We start from the raw sequence: 24,978 nt of genomic DNA, 5'->3' as shown, positions 1-24,978 counted from the left end.
ATCGCAACGGGGCCTTCATGAAATTGCTGTCACGTCTGACGCCGGAACGGCAGGCCCTGTTCTGGCAGATCGTGCGATATGGCCTCAGCGGCCTGTTCATCACAGCCTGCCAGGCCACCATCTACTGGACGCTCGCGGCTCTGGCCGGATGGCATCCGCAGCTTGCCAACACGACTGGTTATGTGGCGGCGGTGATGATCGGCTATGTCACCCACAGCCTCTTCACCTTCCGTGATCAGGATAGCGACGGGAACCATGCGGCGCGCGGCGTCAAGTTCGTGGCCGTGTCCCTGCTTAGCTATGCTTTGAACGCCCTCTGGGTCTTCCTCTGCGTCACCCATATGAAATGGCCGGAATGGTCGCCCATCCCGGCCATGATATTCGTGACGCCAGCAGTGGTGTTCGGCCTCAACCGCCAATGGGTGTTCCGCTAGGCGCGCGTCAATGGACGAAGCGGGCCACCACATCCCTGTATGACCGGCTGACCTTCACCTGAGCGCCTGATTCCAGCACCAGGAAGCATTCGCCGTTGGTGTGCGGCTTCACCTGCCGCACTTGGCTGAGGTTCACGATGGTCGACCGATGCACCCGCTGGAAATTGCGCGGGTCGAGCCGCTTCTCCAGATCCTTCATCGTCTCGCGCAGGATGAGCGAATTATCCGCCGTATAGATGCACATATAGTCGCCCGCAGCGTCAATCCGCTCGATCGAGTCGACATCGACGCGGAAAATCTGACCCCGGTCCTTGATGTTGATGAGCTTCTCGAACCGATTTGAAGACGGCGCCTCTTCATCCGCGTTGAAATCGTTCATGGCATCGGGAGCGACCTCCGCCAGCACCTCGCGCAGCTTCTCCGCTTCCTGCACCTGCTTCTTTTCCGACAGGCGCTGACGCACGCGGTCCAGCGCGTCGGCAAGCCGCCCTTCATCCACCGGCTTCATGAGGTAATCCACCGCCTGCGCCTCAAAAGCGCGAATCGCATGATCGCTATAAGCGGTGCAGAAGATGAACAGCGGCGGCTCGACTTCCATAAGGCCCTGAACGACGGAAAAGCCATCGAATCCCGGCATCTGAATGTCGAGGAACACAAGGTCGGGTTTATGCGTCTTTATCGCGCGGATGGCTTCGCGGCCATTCGAGCAGGTTTCAACAATTTCGACATCCTCATGCGCTTCCAGACGGAGCTTGAGGCCTTGAATAGCCAGGCTTTCGTCATCGACGAGGATTGTTCTGATGGTCATGCGGCCACTTTCGATGGTTCATCCAGATTAAGCGGCATTTCGATATGGACCGAAAATCCGCTTGGCGTGGAACGCGTTTCAAAGCTCTGTCGTTCCCCGAACGCCTGAATCAGGCGGTCACGGATATTCGCCAGGCCAACGCCTGTTCCCTCGCTCATGGGGATGTTCGGGCGAGTGAACCCCTCGTTCAATCCCGGGCCGCTATCCGATACGACGATCCGGACATTTTCACCGGCAGGCTGCGCCGTGATGGAGATTTCGGCGCCTTCTTCCTTGGGGGTGACCGCATATTTGATGGCATTTTCCACCAGCGGCTGGAGCAGCAGGGAAGGCAATCGCGACTGCGCGACGGCCGGATCGATGTTGAATACCGGCCGCAAGCGGTCCTCGAACCGCATCTTCTCAATCTCCAGATAGAGTTTGAGCGTTTCAACCTCCTGCTCGATCGTCACCTGCGCCGTGGGTTCATTGATCAGGGTATAGCGCAAAAAGGACGACAGGCGTGAGAGCATCGCGTTGGCGCGATCCGTCTGCTTCAAAAGCACCAGCGTCGATATGCTGTTCAGCGTATTGAACAGGAAATGCGGATTGAGCTGATAGCGCAACATCGCCAGTTGCGCGCTCGACGCCTGATTTTCCAGATGCAGCAGCTGGTCCGCCTGCTCCTCCACCTGAAGGTAGAAGTTGATGGCGTAGTAAAGCGCCGACCAGGCACCCAGCAGCGTTATGCTGAGATAAAAGGCGCCAAGGAAGAGTTGTAGCCCCGCCGTTTCGCTTGCCCGGTTCTGGGTCGAAAAAACCCAGGCGTCGATAAAGGCGACCAGACCCGCCGCCATCACCACGGTAACGATCGATGCGCCCCAGGTGATGATCGGCCGCTGCCTTTGCAGAAATCGGAAGATGACCGCGATCAGCAGGGTCACCGAATAGCCCGACACGGTGGAAATCATCACCGGGATCAGGCTGGAAAGCGGTTGCCCATTGGCGATGGTAGACGACCCGCGCAGCAGGAACGCTCCCGCCCATCCGACGGATTGCAGGTTCCAGAAAGCGCGGTTCTTGTCAGCGAAAAAAGGCTGAGGCTGAATAGGTTGAACAGACATCGCCGCCAGCCTAGGCGAATTCAGGTTCAGGGTGAAGCCACCCACGTTACGCCGCCGTAGCAGCTTCCTGATCCATCGGCGTGACCTCGTCGGGGCAAAGCCAGACAAGGTCCTTCAACTCCAACGACCGGCCGTCGTGGGCCTGAATGGTCACCCGGCGGATGGGCTGACCGTCACGCTTGTCCGCCAGCACCTGACAAGACGGCGATCCACATCCCCATTTCTCGCCCCATTGACGTAATGCGATCATGACCGGGGCGAGTTCCTGCCCCTTTTCCGTCAAGCGATACTCGATCTTGCGCCGGTCGCATTGCATCGGCTGACGCAGCATGATCCCATTCTCGACCAGCCGCGAAAGCCGGTTCGCCAGGATGTTGCGCGCGATACCGAGCGACGATTGAAAATCTTCAAAATGCCGGATGCCCGACAATGCGCCGCGCAGGATGAGAAACGACCAGCGCTCGCCCATCGCTTCCAACGCGCTGGGGAGCGCGCACTGTTCCAGGTCCTGCGCCAGATTATGTTTCATCGTCCGTCTAGATAGCTCAAAGCCACAGCCCATGCAAAAGAGCAGCCATTTTGCGTCAAGATGGGATTTTTTTGTTGCACAGCAAGATGCTTCCCGGACAATCGGGTCACGATGCTGCGTCAATATGAACTTGTTGAGCGGGTGAAGCGCTACGATCCGGATGCGGACGAGGCGATGATCAACCGCGCCTACGTCTTTTCCGTCCAGAAACACGGGTCCCAGAAGCGCGCCAGCGGCGACCCCTATTTCAGCCATCCGATCGAAGTGGCGGGCATTCTTACCGACTTCAGCCTGGACGACCAGACGATCGTGACCGCGCTGCTGCACGATACGATAGAGGACACGCTCGTCACCTATGACGAGATTGAGAGCGCGTTCGGCAAGGACGTCGCAAAAATGGTCGATGGCGTCACCAAGCTGTCGAAGATTGAAGCGATGTCGGAAAATGAGCGGGCGGCGGAGAACCTCCGCAAATTCCTGCTCGCCATGTCGGACGACATTCGCGTGCTGCTGGTGAAGCTCGCCGACCGGCTGCACAATATGCGCACGCTGCACTTCATCAAGAATGAGCAGAAGCGCCGCCGCATCGCCCGCGAGACGATGGACATCTACGCCCCGCTTGCGGAGCGGATCGGCATGTACGACTTCATGCGCGAGATGCAGCTGCTCGCCTTCCGGGAGCTTGAGCCGGAAGCCTATGATAGCATCACCAAGCGGCTCGAACAGCTGAAGGAAGGCGGCCATGGCAAGGTCGATCGCATCGGCGCGGAACTGCAACTGCTGCTGGGCGGCAAGAACCTGTCCGTCACCGTGTCAGGCCGCGAAAAGCACCCCTATTCCATCTGGAAGAAGATGCAGGAACGGCACATCAGCTTTGAACAGCTGACCGACGTCATGGCCTTCCGCGTCATCACCGAAACGACAGAGGACTGCTACCGCGCGTTGGGCGTCATCCACCAGACCTACAAAATGGTGCCGGGCCGGTTCAAGGATTACATCTCCACGCCCAAGCGCAACGGTTATCGCTCGTTGCACACCACGGTGATCCATCAGGATAACGCCCGGATCGAGGTGCAGATTCGCAGCCGCGACATGCACAACGACGCCGAACTCGGCCTGGCCGCGCACTGGGCCTACAAGCAGAAGGGCGACGCGGCCGATCATCATGCGGCATGGCTGCGCGACCTGGTCGAAATCCTGGAACAGAGCCAGGATGCGGACGAGCTGCTCGAACATACCCGCATGGCGATGTATCAGGACCGGATCTTCGCCTTCTCGCCCAAAGGCGAGCTGCACCAGCTACCCAAGGGATCCACGCCGGTGGACTTCGCCTATGCCGTCCATACCTCGCTGGGCAACCAGACGGTCGGCGCCAAGGTAAACGGCCGCGTCGTGCCCTTGCGTACCGGCCTTGAAAATGGCGATCAGGTCGAAATCCTGAAATCGGAAGGGCAGGAGCCGCAGCCGGGTTGGCTCACCTTTGCGATCACCGGCAAGGCCCGCGCAGCGATCCGTCGCTATATTCGCCAGAAACAGCGCGGCGAGGAAGTTGCGCTGGGTGAGAAGCTCTATGAGGAAATCATCGGCCGCTTCTCGCCCGAATTGGCGAGCGAATTGGGTGACAAGGCGCTGAAGGCCGCGCTGAAGCGGCTAAAGCTGGATGATCGCGGGTCTCTGATGGTGGCCATCGCTACTCATCGCCTGCTCGATTCAGAGGTGATGGAGGCTCTTATCCCCGGCTCCACCAGCGTAGACGGGATTGAGGAAGCCCATCCGCGCCAGCACGCGCCCGTCTCGATCCGCGGCCTGACGCCCGGTATCGCCTATAATCTGGGCGACTGCTGCCACCCTGTACCCGGCGACCGCATCGTCGGTGTACGCCGCACGGGCGAACCGATCGAGGTGCACACCATTGACTGCCGATCGCTCGAAGCCGGGCAGGACGACGATTGGGTCGATCTCAGCTGGGACAGCAAGTCCAAGGGCGGAACCGCGCGGCTCCAGGTCATCGTCAAGAACCAGCCCGGCGCGCTTGCCGCCGTCGCCAACGTGTTCGGCGCGACCAAGGCGAACATTCTGAACCTCCAGCTGGTGAACCGCGAAGGGCCGTTCCACACCGACATCATCGATCTGGAAGTCAACGACGCCCAGCACCTGAACCGCATTCTCTCCGCGTTGCGAGCACTGGACGCGGTAGTACAGGCCGACCGGGTTTAGGGCAGCAGCATCTCCCCCTCCCGCAAGCGGGAGGGGGCCGGGGGGTGGGCTAGCGCAACGCAAGATCTTATTCTTAAGCAGCACGCCAACAAAGGCTGGCATCTCGGGCAAAAGCGCTGACCGCGGATCTTCTCCCTCTCCCCTTCAGGGGAGAGGGCCGGGGAGAGGGGAATGACGAGCCGCAGCTCCTTATGGCCCCTCTCCCGCCATCGCTTCGCTCGGCACCCTCTCCCCTGAAGGGGAGAGGGAATGTTCCTATCAGTCGCGAGCCATCCCCACCTGTATCCCCAACATCACACCCCCCGCAAAAACCATCCTATTTCCCCCACACCCTCCCATTCCCGCTGTCCTACACAGCCCCAACCTGCCTATCTCCCAGCCCTCTTTGAAACGTCGAACCGCTTCCCATGACGCCCACGCGCGCCCGGGCACGCGCGCGCATATGGTGTGAACTTCGGGACAAAAATGGCGCTTTTCCGCCATTCCCTACGTCACTTTCAACTTTCGCGTGACAGCAAACCTCCAATTCTGTAGAGGCCCCCGCAGCGGACCCTTCGGGGTCTTCCGTCCGAGACAGTCGGTGAAGGGAATTTGCCCTTCTTAATTTCCGGCCTAGACGGGGAAAAGCTCTTTACCGGCCGGACCTTGTGTCCTGTCCGGGTCTGCCTGTTCTCCTCAAGGGATACGGGCCAGTCGATCTCTCCCCTTCGGACTTTAAGTGCCCCGCGTTCGCGCGGGTTTTAGTCGTTTGCTGGTTCGCCAGCGAACATGAAGTGGAGAATGGCATGGATCGTAATCAGAAAGCTGAGGTCGTTTCCGCGCTGAACGCACATCTGGCAGATGTTGGCGTGGTCGTCGTGACCCGCAACCTCGGCATGACGGTCGCACAGTCGACCCAATTGCGTCAGAAGATGCGTGCAGCCGGTGGCACCTACAAGGTTACGAAGAACCGCCTCGCCAGAATCGCCTTTGAAGGCACCGACTATACCGCGCTCAGCAGCCTGCTGACCGGTCCTGTCGGCCTCGCCTCCTCGGCCGATCCGGTTGCCGCCGCCAAGGTTGCAGTCGAATTCGCCAAGACCAACGACAAGCTTGAGATCGTTGGTGGCGCAATGGGCGAAGTGCTGCTCGATGTAGAGGGCGTCAAGGCGCTCGCATCGTTGCCGTCGCTGGATGAACTGCGTGCGAAGATCGTTGGGCTGCTCGTTGCACCCGCGACCAAGCTCGCGACCGTCACCCAGGCACCGGCTGCGCAGCTCGCGCGGGTCTTCAACGCCTATGCGGAAAAGAACGCGGCCTAATCGCCGCGGTCCTACCGACAAGACAGGTTATCAACTTTCAATTGAGGGGCTCATGCCCCGCCCAGAAGGGAATATAGTAACATGGCAGACATCAACGCACTGGTCGATCAGCTCTCGGCCCTCACCGTCCTCGAAGCCGCTGAGCTGTCGAAGGCTCTGGAAGAAAAGTGGGGCGTTTCGGCCGCTGCTGCCGTCGCCGTCGCCGGTCCGGCTGCTGGCGCCGCTGCTCCGGCTGCTGAAGAGCAGACCGAGTTCGACGTGATCCTCACCGGCGACGGTGGCAAGAAGATCAACGTCATCAAGGAAGTCCGCGCCATCACCGGCCTGGGTCTGACCGAAGCCAAGGCGCTCGTCGAAGGCGCGCCCAAGGCTGTCAAGGAAGGCGCCAGCAAGGACGAAGCCGAGAAGATCAAGAAGCAGCTGGAAGAAGCCGGCGCGACTGTCGAGCTCAAGTAATCGGTTTTGCTCCGCCCCGCGCGGAGCACCGATCCAGCTCAGCTGGAACAAGGGCGGTATCTTCGGATGCCGCCCTTTTCTATACGGATACAGCGGAGCAGCCTGCCTGAGTACGTCTGGATCAGTCGACCCTAAACGCGCCCCAGCGCTTCTATAAGCGCCTGCCCAAACTCCTTTACGGCCACATCACCAACGCCCGCGTCCAAAGCCTCCTCCAACGCGGACGCATGGCCGCCAATATCGGCATAGCCAAAAATCCCGGCCACGCCCGCCAGTCCATGGGCGAGATGCAAAAGGCGGGAGCGATCCCCTGCTTCAAGCGCCGAAATGATGGCGCTCCGATCGGACGCGGCCCGCTCATGGAAGCGCTGTCGCAACTTCTGCATTTGCGCTTCCGCATCACTCATGGCTCCAGCAATGTCCGCACGGTCCCCGCGAGGCTCATCGGATCGAACGGCTTGGCAAGCACGGTTCGCGCACCGAGGGCCTTGAGGTTCGTCACGTGCCGTGGATGAGTTTTGGCCGTGATGAATGCGACGGGAATTGTCGCGGTGGCGGGCTCAACCTGCAACGCCGCCAAAGTCGCAGGCCCATCCATGCCCGGCATCATCACGTCAAGCAGGATGAGAGCAGGCTGCCACTGTCTCGCCTGCTCCAACGCTTCCGCACCCGAGGCCGCCGTTCGCACCTCGAACTCCGGGTCCAGCTCAAGCGACATGGCCGCGATCTCCCGCAGGTCTGCCTCATCATCGACATAAAGAATGCGGGTCAACTCGGGCCTTTCTGTCAATTCGGCATCACAGTGGCAATTCGACAATAAACGTCGCCCCTGTTTCCGCCGCGGAATCCATCGCGATGCTTCCGCCATGCGCCTCTACGATGCCTTTGCTGATTGCGAGGCCGAGACCTGTGCCCGCATGGCCGTGCTGATGCGCACCGTCCTCCTGCTCAAAACGCTTGAACAGCCGCGCGCGAAACTCCGGCGAAATCCCCGGCCCCTTGTCAGCAACGCTGATCCGGGCGACGTCCCCCGCCCGCTCAAGGGAAACACGCACCGTCCCACCCGAGGGCGAAAATTTGCAAGCGTTGGACAGTAGGTTGGTCATCACCTGACACAGGCGATTGCCATCAACCTTCGCAACGACCGCTTCGGCCGGGCGGTCGAATTCAAGCTTAACACTGAAGCGCTCGGCATATGGCTCAATCTGCTCGATCGCCTCGATCAGCAGCAAGCCCAATTCCCGCCCGTCGAAATGGAAGACCAGCTTCCCCGACTGAAGTTTGTCCATGTCCAGCAGGTCATTGACCAGATGGATCAGCCGCTCCGCATTCTTGCTGCCGATCGCGACCAGTTGTTTGGCCCTGTCAGGCAATTCGCCAGCGGCGCCACCCGCCATTAGTCCCAATGCACCGGAGATAGCGGTCAACGGCGTCCGCAATTCATGACTGACGGTCGATACCAGTTCGTCCTTCAGGCGGCTGATCTGCCGTTCCTGCGTCACATCCCGCGCCGTCATGATGAACCGCCCCCCACGGATCGATTCCCGGCGGATATCGAGGATGCGACCGTTCCGGCGCTGAATCTCCAACCGACGACTGTCGCTGGTGCGGATAGAATCGACGAAGCCCGCGACGATCTGATCCGGGTCACCGGGGCCCAGTTCGCCGCGCTGTGCGGTCAGGCGGATAAGCTCACGTGCGTCCCTTCCGCCCGTCACGCTATCGGGATCATAATCGAACAGATCGACAAAGGCTTGGTTCCACAGCATCAGCCGCAGGTCCCGATCCACCACCGCGACGCCGCCACTGACGTTTTCCACTGTTAGCTTCAGCAACTGGCGTTCGTCATCAAGCTTGCGCCGATGTTCGTCAGCCGCAAATCCTTCGACCCGCAATTCGATGAGGTCGATCACCGTCCGTGCCAGCTGGGCGAGCCGCTGCCGATGTGCCTCGCTGAAATCACGCGGCTTGTAATCGACGATGCACAAGGTCCCAAGCGGCTGGCCACTGGCCACCCGCAAGGGCGCACCGGCGTAGAAGCGGACGTGCGGCGGCCCTGTGACCAATGGGTTGCCGCTAAACCTCGGATCCTTCGTCGCATCCGGCACCACCATGACCTCCGGTTGCAGGATCGCGAAGGCGCAAAAGGCGACATCCCGCGAGGTATGGGTTTCATCTATCCCGCACGCGCCGCGAAAACATTGCGTGTCTGATCCCACGATCGACACCAGCGACATGGGCACATCGAACAGGTCAGCTGCGAACTGGGTTATATGGTCGAACGGGCGTTCCCGACCGATGCCGCCAAGCCGGTAATGTTCCAGCGCTCGCAACCGATCGGCCTCGTCCCCCGGAATGGGAGGCTTCATGCCTTGGGCATCCTTGGGCTGCCGCTCCTGCATCGTTGGCATCGGTCCTCAAGTCCCGCTTATGATCACGGCACCAATCGACACCTTAACTGCAACGAAATCAACACCTTCCTTGAGAAGCAATGTCAAAGCGGATCAGGATCGAGGTAGAGATAGCGCGCGTCGAACTCCGCGAGGGCCTTCAAACCCTCAAGATCAAGGATCTGCGCTTCGCCCCGCTGATATTTCAAAAGCCCCCGGTCGCGGAGCAATCTGAGCGTGCGGTTTACATGGACCGAAGTCATACCAAGGCTGTCGGCGAGCTGAGATTGGCTCATCCCGATATAGAACCGGTCGCTCGCCTGATCGATCACCTGTAGACGGACATATAGTTCGCAAAAAAGAGCCGCCATCCGGCCCGCCGCCGAACGCTGACCGAGCGACAATTCCCATTCGCGGCTCATGCACGCATCCAGGTTTGTGCTGAACCAGTACAGACGGCCGATACGCGGCCACTGCTCGATCAACTGGCGGATTTGCTCATGGGGCACCAGGGTCACGACGCAATCCGTCAGCGTCATGACATCATGCTCGAGCCGTTTCAGCGTGAAGCCATGAATGTCGACAAAGTCGCCCGCTAGGTGGATTTGCGTGATCTGCCGCTTGCCATCCGCCAAATCCTTGAAGCGGCACATCACCCCTTCGAGCAGCAATGTGCTGGCCTCAAGAGGTTCGCCCTCATGCACGATAATGCTGTTGCGAGGCACATGACGGCCCGGCGGCGTGATCGCCCGGATGGCCTCTTCCTCTTCCGGAGATAACGGGTGACGGAATCTAAGTTTGGCGAGATGAGCCTCTACCATCGCGGTCTCCTGGGGCGAGCCGGAGACACACAGCCTCGCTGAAGGACACTCGTCCCATCTGTACGCCAGAATCACTCCTTATGTCGATCCAGCCCGTCAGATCGACGACGCCCATCAGCACTTCCTCGCTCAGGATCGAGCGTATGCTGCTTATGGCAAGAGCGCGGGCATCAGCCTCTTCGGCCAACTCCCGCCCCTCGTCATCGCGGGTAAAGCCGGTGCCATTGTGAAGATCGAAATGAAGGCGGCGCATGGCATGGGGAACGCCGCCTTTGACGGTAAGTTTCACGCAGCTCAAGACGCACACTTCATGCCGCGCGCTTGGAGCCGACTTTTCTGCTATTTAACGCGCCGCGAGGAGGATCGGCCGATCGGCCGCCGCCTGCGCAAAGTGTTGAGCGCGCAAACTGCTCAGCATGTTGTCCCTGTCCGTCGCATCATTCGCCACAATCACCCATGCCTCGAACTTCGACCCAGGGCGCACCTCCTGCGGTAAGGGGTAAAGCGATCCCATCGATCGGATAGCGCGCATCGATATGCGATCGACACTGCGGGATGCCGAAGAGCCCGCCAGAGAAATATTCTCCGGCCGCCCTTGTTCTCCCAGACGGAACTGCACGCGGGAATATCCGATCGATGCTCCATCACGATAAAGGGAAGTTGCCTGACGGATGCTCCGCGACAATCTTGATGCTGTCCGATCCGTCCACTTTTCATAGCTTATTGCGCTTTTATCGGGTGCTACCACCGTCAGTTGCCCAGATCCCTGCCTGGCATCTGCCACCATCGGCACAGCCAAGCAGACGCAAAGCGCCGCCATCACAGGCTTGGCATACATAGAGGCCTCCTCTGTTTCTCTAGCAATTTTTACTGAAAGGCCGCTGCGGCAGCGTCGGACCAGCCGAGAGCAGCGGCTGCTTATATATTGCAAAGCCGCCTGACCGGGTAACAAATTATCGCCAACGAAGTCATGGGCATAAGAATTATTTCATCGGAGCTTAATTTATCGATCGAAAGTAATTTACCCGCTTAACTTGTTTTAGCTTGGCAAAAGACAGCGTTAAGCCGCTACCCTCATTGGATTTTGATGGATTTACCTTACGGCAACGCCGCACGACTCAGGCGGAAATCGCCAAGCCGACGGCTTCCCCAACCTTGATGCCATCAATGGCCGCCGACAATATGCCGCCTGCATAGCCCGCGCCTTCGCCAGCGGGGTAAAGTCCGGCCACATTCAGGCTCTGAAAATCCTTGCCTCGTGTGATGCGGATGGGGGATGAGGTTCGGGTTTCGACACCGGTCATGACCGCATCAGGGTGATCATAATTGGCAATCTGTCGGCCAAATGCGGGCAGCGCCTCGCGAAAGGCGTCGATTGCAAAGTCAGGCAGGCAAAGGGACAGATCGGTCATGGTGACGCCCGGCTTGTAGGAAGGGACGACCTCCCCGAGCGCTTCTGAGGGACGCCGCGCCATGAAATCGCCGACCTTTTGGCCTGGAGCCCAGTAGGAAGAGCCGCCTGCGACAAAGGCCTGGCTTTCCCAATGCCGCTGAAGGTCGATGCCCGCCAAAGGCCCTCCCGGAAAATCCCGCTCCGGCTCTATGCCAACCACCAGGCCTGAATTGGCGTTGAATTCCGCACGGCTATATTGGCTCATGCCGTTGGTGACGACACGTCCTTCTTCAGACGTGGCAGCGACCACGCGCCCGCCGGGACACATGCAGAAGCTGTAAACGGTGCGGCCATTCTCGCAATGATGCGCAAGGCTGTAGGCCGCCGCTCCAAGTACCGGGTGACCCGCGCAATTGCCGTAGCGGGCTCGATCGATCCAGCTTTGTGGATGTTCGATCCGCACTCCTATTGAAAAGGGCTTGGCTTCGATATGAACGCCGCGCCGGTGCAACATTTCGAAAGTGGGGCGGGCGCTGTGTCCGACGGCAAGCACAACATGGTCGGCCTCTATAAAGCTGCCGTCGGAAAGATGCAGTCCGCGCAGGCGCTGCGTTCCGTCGCCTTGCCGCTCCATTTCCAGTTCATCGACCTTGTGCTGCCAGCGATATTCGCCACCCAGTTGCTCGATCTGGCGGCGCAGGCTTTCGACCATGCTGACGAGGCGAAACGTCCCGATATGGGGATGCGCTTCGGTCAATATGTCTTCAGGCGCGCCCGCCGCGACAAATTCCTCCAGCACCTTGCGGCCCAAGAATCGCGGGTCCTTCACGCGGCAATAGAGCTTGCCATCCGAAAAGGTGCCCGCGCCACCTTCCCCGAACTGGACATTGCTGTTGGGATTCAGTTCGGCTCGCCGCCAAAGACCCCAGGTATCCTTGGTCCTCTCCCGCACAACCTTGCCACGGTCGAGGATTATGGGCCGGAAGCCCATCTGCGCGAGGATCAGTCCCGCGAAAAGTCCACATGGGCCTGCGCCCACCACGACCGGGCGTTTCCCCGACCAGCCCTGTGGCGCATGCGTGACGAAGCGGTAGTCGGTGTCCGGGCGACGGCGCACGTCGTGGTCATCCCCAAGCCGTTCAAGCACCGCGGCCTCGTCCACCAGCTCGACATCGACAGTATAAACCAGTTGGATTGCACTCTTCCGCCGGGCATCATTGCCCCGGCGCACGATGACGTGACGGACGAGGTCCGATGCCTCAATTCCCAGCCGCTCGCAAATGGCGGCAGGCATCGCATCGGCCGGGTGGTCGAGGGGCAGCTTGAGGCCGGAGAGACGCAACATGGCGCCGCCTCTAGCCGCATTTACCGCCCCGCTCCACCCCCTCATGAGGATAGGCCCGTGCCTTTTCAGAGACGCGCGCGCAGGCCCGCGTAAACCGCCCGACGTTCGATGGGATAGAAGGCCGCACTGGCCTGGTTCCCAGGGATCGATGGATCGTCCGGTTTGTAGGTTACGAGCGCTCCGATATCGCCTATCGCTCGCTTACCCGTCAGATTGCGTGCATCGACGAACAGGCTGACGCCCTTCGTCAACTGCGCCTGCGCCCCGATGTTGAACGTCGCGTAGCCATCAATCCGCTTGCTATTGCTATAATCAGCCCAGGCACCCTGCGGCACCCATTCCACAGCCGGAGCGATGCTGGCGCGATCGGTTCCCAGCTTAACTTCCGCCCGGTAGAAATGACGTGGCACGACGGGGAGGCGGTTGTCGCCGAATTGCGCGTCATTCCGGAAACGGAAGTCGCTATACTGGTAGACCTGCCGCAACGTCGCCCACGGCGCGAGGGTCAGGTCCAGCGCGGCCTCGACGCCTTGGTGCCGTGTCCGGCCCGCGTTGAATGTTGCCGCCGGGATGATGCCCGGCTGGACATTATATTGCAGCAACTCGCCTTGCAGGTCCGCGCGATAGAGGCTTATGTCCCAACGGGCTGGACCCGCGCTGCCGCGCGTGCCGATTTCCGCCGTCCAGGCCCGCTGCGCATCGAGTGGCGTGAAACCGGGTAGTGGCCCACTTGGTCCAGCGGCAATCTGGCCCAGTTCGATGAAGCCAGGCAACTCCACAGACCGGCTGTAATTTGCGTAGACCTGCACCGCCTGAGAGGGTGCATACAGAAGCCCGACTTTAGGCGCGAAGCTATCGAATTTCGCCTCGCCGCTGCGTGAAGGCACGAGGCGATTGTCCAGCCGCCGCTCACCATGCGTATAGATGCCACCTGCGATCAGCCATAAGCCCTGAACCGGAGCGATCCTGGCCTCTACATAGCTGTTGATCGTCTGCGCCCGCGCCTTTTGCATGGACGTGAGAGCGCCCGCTTTGCCGTCGATATTAACAAACTGCCGGAAATCACCATGGCCAAAACGTGCCTGCGTTCCCAGCGTTAGTTCGACCGGAAGCCCCCGCACCTCTCCCGAAAGGTCAAGGCTGGCGAACAGTCCACGATCCTCTGATTTCTGATCGACCACCTGATAAATGGGATGGTTTAGAGCCTTCGCATTGAAATAGGCGCCGAAGGCCAATTGACCGCCGTCCAGTTCAACCGTGGTACGGTTTTGAAACCGGATGGAATCGATGTTGCGCGCCTGATCACCTGCAAAGTTGCCCTTGGCCGGGTCATTCAGCGCATCCGCTTCGGTCAGCGCTCCCGACAGCTTCTGCCGGATCGTTTGGGCGCTGACATAGAAACGGGTTTCCACCCGATCGTTCAACTTGATCCCAACATTGCCGTTGAAACGCAAAGCGCGTCTCTCTCCGTGAGCGCGGTCCCCATCGGACCTGTCGGCGGTAATGGATGCCCAAGCGTCACCACGAGCATCGGCATAACCATAGGCCGCCTTCGCACGCAGCGTATCGAACGAGCCGCCATCTATGCGCAATTCCGCGCCCGGCATCGTCCGTCCGGTGGGTGTCACCGCATTTATGGCGCCACCCAAAGTCGATCCGCCAAGTCGCAGCGCATTGCCGCCGCGATAGACCTCCAGATGCTGGAACACCTGCGGATCCAGTTCCTGAAAATCTCCGTTGTCGTCGGCCATGTTGATCGGGATGCCATCCTGCAACAGCGTCAGGCCCCGCATATGGAAGCTCCGCGACAGTCCGGAACCGCGTATCGAAATGCGCACCTCCTGGCCAAAGCGCGGTTGCGTGTAGACACCTGCGGAGAAGGCCAGCGCGTCGCGCAGCGATACGGCCAACTTGTCTTCGAAATCCTTGGCAGCAACGACATCGGCGCCGCCCGCCGTCCGGCTTATATGGGTAACGGCATCTTCTACCGTAGGACTGGCGGTTACGATGATACGGCCCTGGTCACCAGCTTCATCAGCGAAAGCTGGGGTGGAAAGCAGCGAACAGGCAAGAGCGCACAGCGACACGCTGCGCAAAGCGGTAAATGTAGACATGAATTCATCCTCAAGAAAATCGTGCCGCGCTGAGCGCAGCATAAACGACAGCTTCAGGAGGACAGCGGAGGGCCGGATGATGGCGGGGGCGGTGCGGCAAGGCGGGCGATCAGCCCCGTCTTGAGCGCGAATGCGATAGGCCCGAAAACAGTCTGCCACGCTGGCAACGGCAGATCGGCCAAAATCAGCGGAGGAACCACCGGCTGTACCGAGGCGGCAAAGGAGCAATGTTGCTGAACCGGGACGCCGTCATCCCGCGAATGATGTTCTTTCCCCGGCGCTTGATCGCGATAGATCAGGACGCTCACCGCGCCCTGCCCCGTACAGAGGGTCACCATCACGCCTCGCTCCGTACGAACCGGCATGAAACCGGCGGGCGTGATCAACTGAATAGCCAGGACAAGCAGCGCCAACGCGGCCAGCAAGCCCCGCGCGACTTCCGATTGTCTGATTGCCCCCGTCATCAGGCGCCGCTTAACCTCCCAAGGCCCGACTGTCATCAGGGCAAATTGCCGCAGATCGCGCTTGACGTTAACGTAAAGCTTTCCTAGCTAAGACGCCATGGATCAGCGCAGCGGCATCGCGGGCATCGAATTGCCCGACAACAAAGAACGGCAAAGCTACACCATCACCGACCTGTCGGAGGAGTTTGGCGTCACGGCCCGCGCCCTGCGTTTCTATGAGGATGAAGGGCTGATCGCACCGGAACGTCATGGCCTCGCCCGCATTTATTCGCGCCGTGACCGCGCTCGGCTTGCCTGGATCCTGCGTGGCAAAAGGGTCGGCTTCAGCCTCGCCGAGATTCGCGAAATGATCGACCTTTACGATGCGGATGAGGAACATGAGGAGCAGCGGCGCGTCACAGTCGCCAAATGCAAGGCTCGCATCGAACTGCTCACCCGCCAGAAAAGCGACATAGATGCCGCCATCGCGGAACTTTCGGGCTTTGTCGCAGCTCTCGACAAGCCCTGAACATTCGCGACTAAAAAGATAACCGGAGAAGATTGATGCCCAGCTATTCCGCCCCGATTCGCGAAACGCGCTTCATACTCGACCATGTGGTGGGCCTCGATCGCTACACCAATCTGCCCGGCTTTGAGAGCGCGACGCCGGATCTGGTGGATGCCATCCTCACAGAGGGCGCGAAGATTGCTGAGGAAGTACTCTTTCCGCTGAATGCCGTCGGCGACAAGGAAGGCTGCGTTCGAAACCCGGATGGCAGCGTCACGACGCCGCCGGGCTTCAAGCAGGCATTCGACACCTATGTGGAAGGTGGATGGACCACGCTGCACGCGCCGGTCGAATATGGCGGACAAGGCCTGCCCAATATTGTCGCGTCTGCTGTTGGCGAATATGTGCTGTCGGCCAATCACAGCTTCGAAATGTATCATGGCCTGACCAGCGGGGCCGTGTCCGCTCTGCTCGCCAAGGGCAGCGAAGAGCAGAAGCAGAAATATCTCCCCAACATGGTGTCTGGCAAATGGACGGGCACGATGAACCTGACCGAGCCCCATGCGGGCACGGACCTTGGCCTCATCAAGACCAAGGCGGTGAGGCAGGGTGACGGCAGCTATTTGATCACCGGCACGAAGATCTTCATTTCTTCCGGCGAGCAGGACCTTACCGAGAATATCATCCACCTGGTGCTCGCCAAGACTCCGGACGCGCCCGAGGGCAGCAAAGGCATCTCCCTCTTCGTCGTGCCCAAGCTGTTGGTGAATGACGATGGGTCGTTGGGTGAGCGCAACGCCGTGTCATGCGGATCGCTCGAACATAAGATGGGCATTCACGGCAACGCCACCTGCGTCATGAATTATGACGGCGCCAAGGGATGGATCGTGGGCGAGGAGAATAAGGGCCTCGCCGCCATGTTCATCATGATGAACGCCGCGCGCATGTGGGTAGGCATGCAGGGCCTCGGCCAAGCGGAAATCGCGTTCCAGAACGCGGTCCATTATGCGCGCGACCGGCGGCAAGGCCGCGCACTGACCGGCCCACAAGACAAAGACGAAAAAGCCGATACGCTGTTCGTCCACCCCGATGTGCGGCGCATGCTGATGGAGGCGAAGGCGCTGACCGAGGGGCTGCGCGCGCTGATGTTGTGGGGCGCTATGCAGGTCGATCTGGCGCAGCACGCCGCGACGGAGGAGGAACGGCAGGCTGCCGACGATCTCGTCCAGCTGCTGACCCCGGTGCTGAAAGGCTATGGCACCGACAAGGGCTTCGACGTTGCGGTCATGTGCCAGCAGGTGTTCGGCGGTCATGGCTACATCTGGGAAAATGGCGCAGAGCAATATGTACGCGACGCCCGTATTGCCCAAATCTACGAAGGCACCAACGGCGTGCAGGCGATGGACCTGGTTGGCCGCAAGCTGCCGATGAATGGCGGCCGGGCTTTGCAGGCTTTCCTGAAGCTGGTGGCTGACGAGGTCGGGCAGGCGAAGGGCAATGAGAAGCTGGCTGGCGTAGCCGAGGCGCTGGAGAAGGCAAGCGGGCAGCTGGGCGCGGCGACCATGTGGCTGATGCAGAATGCGATGCAGAATCCTAACAATGCCGGGGCTGGCGCGGTCCATTACATGCACATCCTGGGCATCGTTTCGACCGGCCTTATGTGGCTGCGCATGGCGAAGGCAGCTGCTGCGCTGCTGGAAGCGGGCGAAGACGATGCGCGCTATCTGGAGGCGAAGCTGGTCACGGCGCGCTTTTTTGCTGAGCGGGTGATGCCGGATGCGGGCGCGCTGCGGCGGAAGATCGAGGGTGGCGCGGAAAGCCTGATGTCGATCGATCCGGATATGTTTTTGGCGGCCTGAACGAGGCACTCTCATTTTTCACAGGCGGGGAGACGGAATGGCTGGGTTGCGGCCACCACCCCTCCCGCAGGCAGGAGGGACCGGGGGTGGGCTTGCGTGACATTCGCCTTGCTTTGCAGCTGATAGCTGGTTCCATCCGCTAGCCCTTTTCATGTGCGGAAGGGCATTTCTGATTGGGTCGTGAGCGGATACCCTTCCGTCATGCCAGCGCAAGCTGGCATCTCTCACGACAGGGCACAGCTTAGCCTCATGAGATCCCAGCTTACGCTGGGATGACGGGAAATGGGTGGAAAGAGGACAGTCTGCCATTGAGCGCTGTAAGGCGGTAAGCGGACGCAGTTCCCTGTAAGCCCGAACTATGACGAAGCCGTGGGTTATCGCACTTTGGGTTTTCACAGTTGCATTGGCAGGGTGGTTACTTGTCGATGGTCAACGGCTCTCCGCAGCCGGTGTGATGGGCACGGCATTATTTTGGGAAGCGATCCATCGCGTGTTTGGTAACAAGGATACCCAACAACGCCGATGGGTGGATTGCGGACTAACTGCTTTTGACTTTTAAACTCGAATAGCCGACATCAGGATTGCAAAAGAGAACCGATTTCCCTCGTCTGAACCGGCGAGACAGTCCGTCAAGCCGTTTCGCTAAGGCAGAACCCGCGTTTTATCGCCGGAAATGTAGTTGTACGCCCCACCATCTCCATCAGCCGTGAATTTGATCGAGACTTCAACGGTTCGCTTGCAGGCTTCTATCGGCCACACTTCAGTCCAACTGCCTGAATAGCGAATTCCGAAGACACTATTACCGAGGTTCGGCTCCTTAGACGCAATTCGGGTGACTCCCAAAGTCGGCTTTTCATTGGAACTGCACATAACACCCGCTCGCTTGAGAGCAGCGATAGCGGCAAGTTGGGCCAGCGGGAGCGTATCGCCTATCAGCGAGTCCCATGCATAAGACACTCCGCGATTCACGCGAGTTATCTGTAAGCTGTTGTCAGTGTTCTGCATGATCATGTAGCGGGCAGGTGCTAGATCACAGCCCGACAATCGCGCGGTCACAAACCAAGCATTCCTCAACGTTCTTCTCAGGATGGCGTTGAAAGGATATCGATCAGCAGTTGCAGGTTCGATCGCATCGATCACAATGTCTGAATTATCGCAAGCTGCGCTCTCGCCGTAGATTTCTCCTGCTTTTCGCCGGATCTCATTCTTAAAAATCTCGCTGCCGGGGACAGGCGCGGCGTCGTTCCATTCATTAAGCTTCGCCAAGATCATCGGGTGTTGAGCATTCAAGGCGCTGGGGGGAACCAAGAGAGCTATCAATAAAGCCAAGTAGCGAACAATCATCCCGGATATCCTACGGCGAAAATTTCAGTGTCAGTGTAGCATCTGACCGCCCATATCGCGGAGGCGCGATGTCCGCTATCCGGAAATAGGCTCAATTAATTTCTCGTCCACAACTGGTCGTTAATCGCCGGACCACGAAACGAACGTTCACCGGTGAGCGAAACGAGTTCTGCCCAGCTGATGCAAAAAGGCCGGGGCAGATGGTGCTGCGCCCGGCCTTTCTGATTTCAGGTCTGAAACGGCGCGCGCTTAGTCGCCCCACAATTCCTTGAGCTTGCTGAAGAAGCCGGTGGATTGCGGGCATTCCTCGCCGGTTTCCGTGTCGCGGAAAGCTTCGAGCAGTTCCTTTTGCTTGGCGGAAAGGCGGGTCGGGGTTTCGACATCGACCTGGATCACAAGGTCGCCCTGCCCTCGTCCGTTCAGCACCGGCATGCCAGCGCCGCGCTGACGGATTTGCTTGCCGGACTGGATGCCGCTCGGGATTTTGATCTCATGCCGTTGGCCGTCGAGGCCGGGCACTTCGATGCAACCGCCGAGTGCCGCCGTGGTGAAGCTGATGGGCGCGCGGCAGAAGAGCGTCGTGCCGTCGCGTTCGAACAGCGAATGTCGCTTCACATGAAGGAAGATGTATAGGTCGCCTGCAGGAGCACCGCGTGCGCCTGCTTCGCCTTCGCCGGAAAGGCGGATGCGGGTGCCTTCATCGACACCGGCCGGGATGTTGACCGACAGCGTCTTGGGCTTGTCTACCCGCCCTTCGCCGCGGCAGGTGCGGCAGGGGCTTTCGATGACTTGGCCAGCGCCGTGGCAACCGGGGCAAGTGCGTTCCACCACGAAGAAGCCCTGTTGCGCGCGGACCTGGCCATGACCGCCACAGGTGCCGCAGGTCTTGACGCCAGTGCCGGGCTGAGCGCCCGATCCGTCGCAGCTTTCGCAGGAGGCGGAGACTTCGATCTCTATCTCGGTCTTCTTGCCGTGATAGGCTTCGTCGAGCGTAATCTCCATGTCGTAGCGCAAATCTGCGCCGCGCCGCTGCGCCTGACGGCCGCCGCCGCCAAAGCCGCTCTGGCCGAAGATCGTCTCGAAAATATCGCCAAGGTCGGAAAAGCCGCCCGCGCCGCCACGCCCGTTGAAGCCGCCACCACCGCCATTCTGGGCGTTGGTATAGGCCGCATGGCCATAACGATCGTAAGCCGCGCGCTTCTGCGGGTCCTTCAGGCACTCATAGGCTTCGGAAACCGCCTTGAACCTCGCCTCGCCGTCGCTGCATCCCCCGGTCTTGTCCGGGTGATATTTCATCGCCAGCTTGCGATAGGCGCTCTTGATCACGCCCGCGTCGGCGGTGCGCTCGACCTCGAGCAATTCGTAATAGTCCAATTCGCTACTCATCTCGCCCCCGGCGCGCGCACGTCCCTCGGCTTCGCCCGGCACGAACGGCTACCATAACCGTTCGGTTCGAGCGAAGTCGAGAACCGTTTCATCGGGCCTTATGCCTTGTTGTCGTCTACTTCCGAAAATTCGGCGTCCACGACATCGTCATCAGCCTTCGGAGCTTCAGCGCCCGGAGCCGAGGCCTGAGCCTGTTCCTTCTCGTAGATCGCCTGGCCGAGCTTCATCGCAACCTGGGCGAGTTCCTGCGCTTTGGCCTTCATCGCTTCGGCGTCGCCGCCTTCGACAGCGGATTTGGTCGCGGCAATCGCGGTTTCGATCTCGGACTTAAGGGCCGCTTCCACCTTGTCGCCATGTTCAGAAAGCTGCTGCTCGGTGGTGTGGATCAGGCTTTCGGCATTGTTCTTCGCCTCCGCGCCTTCACGCCGCTTCTTGTCCTCTTCGGCGAAGCGCTCGGCGTCCTTGACCATCTGGTCGATGTCGGCGTCGCTGAGACCACCCGAAGCCTGAATGCGGATCTGCTGTTCCTTACCCGTGCCCTTGTCCTTGGCATGGACGTTGACGAGGCCGTTGGCGTCGATGTCGAAGGTGACCTCGATCTGCGGCACACCGCGCGGCGCGGGCGGGATGCCGACCAGATCGAACTGGCCGAGCAACTTGTTGTCCGCCGCCATTTCACGTTCACCTTGGAACACGCGGATCGTCACCGCCTGCTGATTGTCGTCAGCGGTCGAATAGACCTGCGACTTCTTGGCCGGGATGGTGGTGTTGCGGTCGATCATGCGGGTGAACACGCCGCCCAGCGTCTCGATGCCAAGCGAAAGCGGGGTGACGTCGAGCAACAGCACATCCTTGACGTCGCCCTGCAACACGCCAGCCTGGATGGCCGCGCCCATGGCGACGACTTCGTCCGGGTTGACGCCGGTGTGCGGTTCCTTGCCGAAGAATTCCTTCACGGCCTCGCGCACCTTGGGCATGCGGGTCATGCCGCCGACGAGGACGACTTCGCTGATCTCGCTCGCAGAAATTCCAGCGTCCGCCATAGCCTTCTTGCAAGGCTCCATGGTGCGCTTGATGAGGTCCGTCACCAGACGCTCCAGATCGGCGCGGGTGATGTTCTTCACCAGATGCTTGGGACCATTCTGGTCGGCAGTGATGAAGGGCAGGTTGACTTCGGTCGACTGCGCCGAGGACAATTCGATCTTCGCCTTCTCGGCCGCTTCCTTTAGACGCTGAAGGGCCAGCTTGTCCTTGGTGAGGTCGATGCCCTCATCCTTCTTGAAGCCTTCGGCCAGATATTCGACCAGCTTGGCGTCGAAATCTTCACCGCCAAGGAAGGTGTCGCCGTTGGTCGACTTCACCTCAAACACGCCATCGCCGATTTCGAGAATCGAGATGTCGAAGGTGCCGCCGCCAAGGTCATAGACCGCGATCGTCTTGCCGTCCTGCTTCTCCAGCCCATAGGCGAGCGCAGCCGCGGTCGGCTCGTTGATGATGCGCAGCACTTCAAGGCCCGCGATCTGCCCGGCGTCCTTGGTCGCCTGACGCTGGGCATCGTTGAAGTATGCGGGAACGGTGATGACCGCCTGAGTGACCGTCTCGCCGAGGTAAGACTCAGCGGTTTCCTTCATTTTCTGAAGCGTGAAGGCAGAAATCTGCGAAGGCGAATAATCCTTGCCGCCCGCCTGCACCCATGCGTCGCCATTGCCTCCCTTCACGATGTGATAGGGGACCAGCTCCATGTCCTTCTTGGTGGTCGGATCGTCGAAGCGTCGGCCGATAAGGCGCTTCACCGCGAAAATCGTGTTGTCCGGATTGGTGACGGCCTGTCGCTTGGCGGGCTGGCCGATCAGGCGCTCGCCATCCTTGGTGAAGGCCACGATCGACGGCGTCGTGCGCGCGCCTTCCGCATTTTCGATCACCTTGGGCTTGCCGCCATCCATCACAGCCACGCAGCTGTTGGTGGTGCCAAGGTCAATGCCGATTACTTTTCCCATCTTGTCCTCTTAAACCCCAATTTCATTCAGCGGTTGACGGCCCCATACCTCACGAAAGCGCCAAGGCAAGGCCGTTTGCGGATGGGATATAGGCGTGATCTTTCTTGGCACAAGAAGCGCGGGCGATTACCGTAACAACCGACCGGAAACGAGACAGTCACGAAAGCCTCCTGATGCGCGCACTCTTAAGCTTCTTTGCCCTTGCCGCTCCTTTCACGCTTGCGGCATGCGGCGATCCTGCACCGACCTATATCGACCAGGCCTGGGTCCGCCTGAGCCCCAACAAGGACACACCATCGGCTGGATATTTCGTGGTGCATGGCGGTGACGCAGCGACGCAACTACGCGGCGTGCTCACCGATTACGCGCTCAAGGTAGAGATGCACGAGAGCATGGATCATGACGGCATGATGATGATGCAGAAGATCGATTCAGTCGACATTCCCGCCAAGACGAAGGTCGCCTTCGCGCCGGGCGGCAAGCATCTGATGATCTGGGGAGTCAATGATACGGCTATCAACCGGGGCAAGATGACGCTGACCTTCCTCCTCGCCAATGGCGACCGACTGCTGGTCGACGCCGCGATCCAGAAGCCTGGCGCGCCAACTCCCAAGGCCGAGGGAGCCAAATAAGCATTGACCAGCCGACCTCTGACCTTGGGAGAAGTCGCGCTAGCCCGATCAGTTTTCGGCGATGCGATCGCCTATGAAGAGGTGCGGGCACACAATCGTAAATGGTGGCCATTTCAGCCCGCCCGCGTGACGATGTCGCCGGACGGGCATCTTTGGTTCAATCCCAGGAGCGGCCTCTTCTGCGCGGATTTCTGCGACCAGGGGCTGCACTTGCAGGGTCATTTCATCCACGAGATGACCCATGTCTGGCAGGCTCAGAGGGGCGGCAAATGGTATCTGCCGCTGATGCGCCATCCCTTCTGCCGCTATGGTTACGACATTGTGCAGGGTCGGCCTTTCGGGGGGTATGGACTTGAACAACAGGCGGAGATCGTCCGCCATGCGTTTCTGATGCGGAAAGGCGCACGCGTGGAGGGCAAGCCGCCGCTGCATGTCTATGAAGAGCTACTCCCCTTCAGCCGGGCCTAGTCGTAAGACAGGTTTTCGTCGCCAAAATCTGTTATCTTGGCCCGCATGCGGCTGATCGCACCATTCCTACCGCTGGCGGCCTTCCTCGCCACGCCAGCCTTGGCAGAGCCTTCGCCCACTCAGCGTGCGGGCCATTATTATCTTCGTGGCGTCATGGAGACCGGATCTGAACTGATGCTCCGGCCGGATGGGCGGTTTCAATGGTATCTCGTCTATGGCGCTCTTGATCTTTTCGCCGAAGGACGCTGGCAGGAGGTGGATGACACCGTCCGGCTGCTGGCCGAACCGACGAAAGACGTGCCGCAGCCCGGTTTCAATACGCTGACGCTGACTATCCGGGGCAACGAACTGATCCCGCCCGATGGACGCGGAGCTTACATCCGTCCCTCAGACGAGGCGGACTGAAATCCTCAGCTAACCGCCGCCTCCAGCAAACGGATGCTCCCCGCATCAGCATCAATTTCAGCGCGCACGCCCAACGGCAGGCTGAACTGGCTCGCGACATGACCTATGGCAGCGCCTTGAAATGCTGGAACGCCAAGGGGGCCGAAATGCTGCTGCAGCACTTCGGACAAGGTGAAACCGCCATAGGACGGCTCCCGTGCGCTACAGCTTGTGCATTGACCAAATACCACGCCCGCAACCTTGCCAAGAATGCCTGCCTGCGACAGCTGGGTCAGCATCCGGTCGATCCGGTAGGGTGCCTCATCCACATCCTCCAGAAACAGGATGGCACCCGCAAAGTCTGGCAGCCAGCCCGTGCCCACCATGGCCGCCAGCACGGTCAGATTGCCGCCCAGCAATCGCCCGCTGGCACGTCCTGCGCCAAAGGTCCGGATGCGCCCGCCCAATGGAACCAGCCGGTCCTCCTTGGGCTGCGGGTTGATCAATGTCGGAGTAGCGCCCTCAAAGGCAATCGCGCGAAAGGCATCCCAACTGAATTGCGGCCAGCTGCTTGCGGCATTGGGTCCATGGATCGTCGTAAAGCCCGCTCGCGTCGCAAAGGCCATGTGTAGCGCGGTTATATCGCTGAATCCGATCAGCAGCTTGGGGTTCGCGCGAATCGTTGCAAAGTCCAGATGAGGCAGGATGCGCGCGCATCCCCATCCGCCGCGAACAGCAAACACGGCCCGGACCTCCGGATCGGCAAACATCGCGTTCACATCGGCGGCCCGGTCCTCGTCCTTGCCCGCCAGATAGCCATATCGTTCGACCAGATGCCGGGCAGGCTTGGGCTTCAACCCCATCGCTAATATCGTTTCCCGCACGACAGCCAGATCGAACATATCATCCGTAAAGCCCGCTGGCTCAACAAGCCCCACGACATCGCCCGGACGCAAGCGTGGCGGCTTGATGAGGATTGGAGCAGGTGCCTTGGCGGCCAACAGGGCGGTCCCCATGCCCGCCAGCATCATCCGCCTGTCGAAGCC

Annotated in this window: 25 protein-coding genes; 9 read left to right on the top strand and 16 right to left on the bottom strand. The window is 60.1% G+C overall.

All coding sequences use genetic code 11. From position 1 onward, the window contains the following. Positions 1-17: 17 nt before the first annotated feature. Positions 18-434 (top strand): GtrA family protein, encoded by a 417-nt coding sequence (locus ACZ51H_RS00185; RefSeq protein ID WP_196225244.1) that lies wholly within the window; start codon positions 18-20, stop codon positions 432-434. 7 nt (positions 435-441) lie between these two features. Here ACZ51H_RS00185 and ACZ51H_RS00180 read toward each other — a convergent pair whose 3' ends face one another. The 3 genes from ACZ51H_RS00180 to ACZ51H_RS00170 are packed head-to-tail and all read right to left on the bottom strand — an operon-like array spanning position 442 to position 2,874. Further along, positions 442-1,242 carry a LytR/AlgR family response regulator transcription factor gene (locus tag ACZ51H_RS00180; protein ID WP_196225243.1) on the bottom strand — a complete coding sequence of 267 codons (801 nt, stop codon included), beginning with the start codon at positions 1,240-1,242 and terminating at the stop codon, positions 442-444. Next, complete coding sequence (locus ACZ51H_RS00175; protein ID WP_196225242.1) at positions 1,239-2,345, bottom strand: sensor histidine kinase; 1,107 nt, start codon at positions 2,343-2,345, stop codon at positions 1,239-1,241. The genes ACZ51H_RS00180 and ACZ51H_RS00175 overlap by 4 nt, the downstream gene beginning before the upstream one ends. A 46-nt stretch (positions 2,346-2,391) precedes the next feature. Further along, complete coding sequence (locus tag ACZ51H_RS00170) at positions 2,392-2,874, bottom strand: winged helix-turn-helix transcriptional regulator (RefSeq protein WP_449471024.1); 483 nt, start codon at positions 2,872-2,874, stop codon at positions 2,392-2,394. 111 nt (positions 2,875-2,985) lie between these two features. Here ACZ51H_RS00170 and ACZ51H_RS00165 point away from each other — a divergent pair, with 111 nt between their 5' ends. The 3 genes from ACZ51H_RS00165 (at position 2,986) to rplL (ending at position 6,848) form a co-directional block, all read left to right on the top strand. Next, complete coding sequence (locus ACZ51H_RS00165; protein WP_460987373.1) at positions 2,986-5,091, top strand: RelA/SpoT family protein; 2,106 nt, start codon at positions 2,986-2,988, stop codon at positions 5,089-5,091. Positions 5,092-5,876: 785 nt separating this feature from the next. Beyond that, complete coding sequence (gene rplJ, locus ACZ51H_RS00160; RefSeq protein ID WP_449471020.1) at positions 5,877-6,392, top strand: 50S ribosomal protein L10; 516 nt, start codon at positions 5,877-5,879, stop codon at positions 6,390-6,392. Between the two features lie 81 nt (positions 6,393-6,473). Beyond that, positions 6,474-6,848, top strand: a complete 375-nt coding sequence (gene rplL / locus ACZ51H_RS00155) for a 50S ribosomal protein L7/L12 (protein WP_449471019.1) — start codon at positions 6,474-6,476, stop codon at positions 6,846-6,848. Positions 6,849-6,979: 131 nt separating this feature from the next. Here rplL and ACZ51H_RS00150 read toward each other — a convergent pair whose 3' ends face one another. From ACZ51H_RS00150 to ACZ51H_RS00110, 9 genes are all read right to left on the bottom strand, one after another. Beyond that, on the bottom strand, positions 6,980-7,234 hold the full coding sequence (locus ACZ51H_RS00150; protein ID WP_464802082.1) for an Hpt domain-containing protein: 255 nt from the start codon (positions 7,232-7,234) through the stop codon (positions 6,980-6,982). Between the two features lie 17 nt (positions 7,235-7,251). Continuing rightward, complete coding sequence (locus tag ACZ51H_RS00145) at positions 7,252-7,620, bottom strand: response regulator (RefSeq protein ID WP_449471016.1); 369 nt, start codon at positions 7,618-7,620, stop codon at positions 7,252-7,254. A 25-nt stretch (positions 7,621-7,645) separates the two neighbouring features. Further along, the gene (locus ACZ51H_RS00140) at positions 7,646-9,217 is read right to left on the bottom strand and encodes a GAF domain-containing sensor histidine kinase (RefSeq protein ID WP_464802081.1); all 1,572 of its coding nucleotides are present in this window, start codon (positions 9,215-9,217) and stop codon (positions 7,646-7,648) included. Between the two features lie 125 nt (positions 9,218-9,342). Further along, on the bottom strand, positions 9,343-10,059 hold the full coding sequence (locus tag ACZ51H_RS00135; protein WP_460987366.1) for a Crp/Fnr family transcriptional regulator: 717 nt from the start codon (positions 10,057-10,059) through the stop codon (positions 9,343-9,345). After that, on the bottom strand, positions 10,031-10,348 hold the full coding sequence (locus ACZ51H_RS00130) for a DUF6894 family protein (RefSeq protein ID WP_449471011.1): 318 nt from the start codon (positions 10,346-10,348) through the stop codon (positions 10,031-10,033). Before ACZ51H_RS00130 ends, ACZ51H_RS00135 begins: the two co-directional genes overlap by 29 nt. 54 nt (positions 10,349-10,402) lie before the next feature. Further along, positions 10,403-10,897, bottom strand: a complete 495-nt coding sequence (locus ACZ51H_RS00125; protein ID WP_449471009.1) for an energy transducer TonB family protein — start codon at positions 10,895-10,897, stop codon at positions 10,403-10,405. A gap of 280 nt (positions 10,898-11,177) precedes the next feature. Beyond that, positions 11,178-12,797, bottom strand: coding sequence for an NAD(P)/FAD-dependent oxidoreductase (locus tag ACZ51H_RS00120; protein WP_464802080.1), 1,620 nt, complete (start codon positions 12,795-12,797; stop codon positions 11,178-11,180). A gap of 65 nt (positions 12,798-12,862) precedes the next feature. Continuing rightward, positions 12,863-14,911, bottom strand: coding sequence for a TonB-dependent receptor family protein (locus ACZ51H_RS00115; RefSeq protein WP_464802079.1), 2,049 nt, complete (start codon positions 14,909-14,911; stop codon positions 12,863-12,865). A gap of 53 nt (positions 14,912-14,964) precedes the next feature. Continuing rightward, positions 14,965-15,375, bottom strand: coding sequence for a hypothetical protein (locus ACZ51H_RS00110; RefSeq protein ID WP_464802078.1), 411 nt, complete (start codon positions 15,373-15,375; stop codon positions 14,965-14,967). Between the two features lie 97 nt (positions 15,376-15,472). Between ACZ51H_RS00110 and ACZ51H_RS00105 the strand changes: the two genes are divergently transcribed. Beyond that, positions 15,473-15,883, top strand: coding sequence for a MerR family transcriptional regulator (locus ACZ51H_RS00105; RefSeq protein WP_449471002.1), 411 nt, complete (start codon positions 15,473-15,475; stop codon positions 15,881-15,883). Positions 15,884-15,918: 35 nt separating this feature from the next. Continuing rightward, positions 15,919-17,721, top strand: a complete 1,803-nt coding sequence (locus ACZ51H_RS00100; protein ID WP_464802077.1) for an acyl-CoA dehydrogenase C-terminal domain-containing protein — start codon at positions 15,919-15,921, stop codon at positions 17,719-17,721. A gap of 642 nt (positions 17,722-18,363) precedes the next feature. Here the strand turns inward: ACZ51H_RS00100 and ACZ51H_RS00095 are convergent. The 3 genes from ACZ51H_RS00095 to dnaK form a co-directional block, all read right to left on the bottom strand. Then, positions 18,364-19,065: a hypothetical protein gene (locus tag ACZ51H_RS00095; RefSeq protein WP_464802076.1), complete on the bottom strand. Its 702-nt coding sequence runs from the start codon at positions 19,063-19,065 to the stop codon at positions 18,364-18,366. A gap of 249 nt (positions 19,066-19,314) precedes the next feature. Then, positions 19,315-20,451 carry a molecular chaperone DnaJ gene (dnaJ, locus tag ACZ51H_RS00090; protein WP_464802075.1) on the bottom strand — a complete coding sequence of 379 codons (1,137 nt, stop codon included), beginning with the start codon at positions 20,449-20,451 and terminating at the stop codon, positions 19,315-19,317. 98 nt (positions 20,452-20,549) lie between these two features. Next, the gene (gene dnaK, locus ACZ51H_RS00085; RefSeq protein ID WP_460987354.1) at positions 20,550-22,448 is read right to left on the bottom strand and encodes a molecular chaperone DnaK; all 1,899 of its coding nucleotides are present in this window, start codon (positions 22,446-22,448) and stop codon (positions 20,550-20,552) included. Positions 22,449-22,621: 173 nt separating this feature from the next. Here dnaK and ACZ51H_RS00080 point away from each other — a divergent pair, with 173 nt between their 5' ends. From ACZ51H_RS00080 to ACZ51H_RS00070, 3 genes are read left to right on the top strand one after another with little or no spacing between them, the layout of a single operon-like run. Then, positions 22,622-23,080 (top strand): copper chaperone PCu(A)C, encoded by a 459-nt coding sequence (locus ACZ51H_RS00080; protein ID WP_464802074.1) that lies wholly within the window; start codon positions 22,622-22,624, stop codon positions 23,078-23,080. 3 nt (positions 23,081-23,083) lie between these two features. Next, positions 23,084-23,548 carry a vgr related protein gene (locus tag ACZ51H_RS00075; RefSeq protein ID WP_464802073.1) on the top strand — a complete coding sequence of 155 codons (465 nt, stop codon included), beginning with the start codon at positions 23,084-23,086 and terminating at the stop codon, positions 23,546-23,548. A gap of 45 nt (positions 23,549-23,593) precedes the next feature. After that, the gene (locus tag ACZ51H_RS00070; protein ID WP_464794183.1) at positions 23,594-23,953 is read left to right on the top strand and encodes a hypothetical protein; all 360 of its coding nucleotides are present in this window, start codon (positions 23,594-23,596) and stop codon (positions 23,951-23,953) included. A 5-nt stretch (positions 23,954-23,958) separates the two neighbouring features. Here the strand turns inward: ACZ51H_RS00070 and ACZ51H_RS00065 are convergent, their stop codons facing one another. Then, a complete protein-coding gene (locus tag ACZ51H_RS00065) occupies positions 23,959-24,948 on the bottom strand; it encodes a S66 peptidase family protein (protein WP_464802903.1) in 990 nt (329 codons plus the stop codon). Between the last annotated feature and the right edge of the window lie 30 nt (positions 24,949-24,978).

It is taken from the genome of Sphingobium sp. TomMM15 (genome assembly GCF_055397045.1).
The sequence above is the reverse complement of the archived record's forward strand: the minus strand, read 5'-3'. Positions and strand labels throughout refer to the sequence as shown.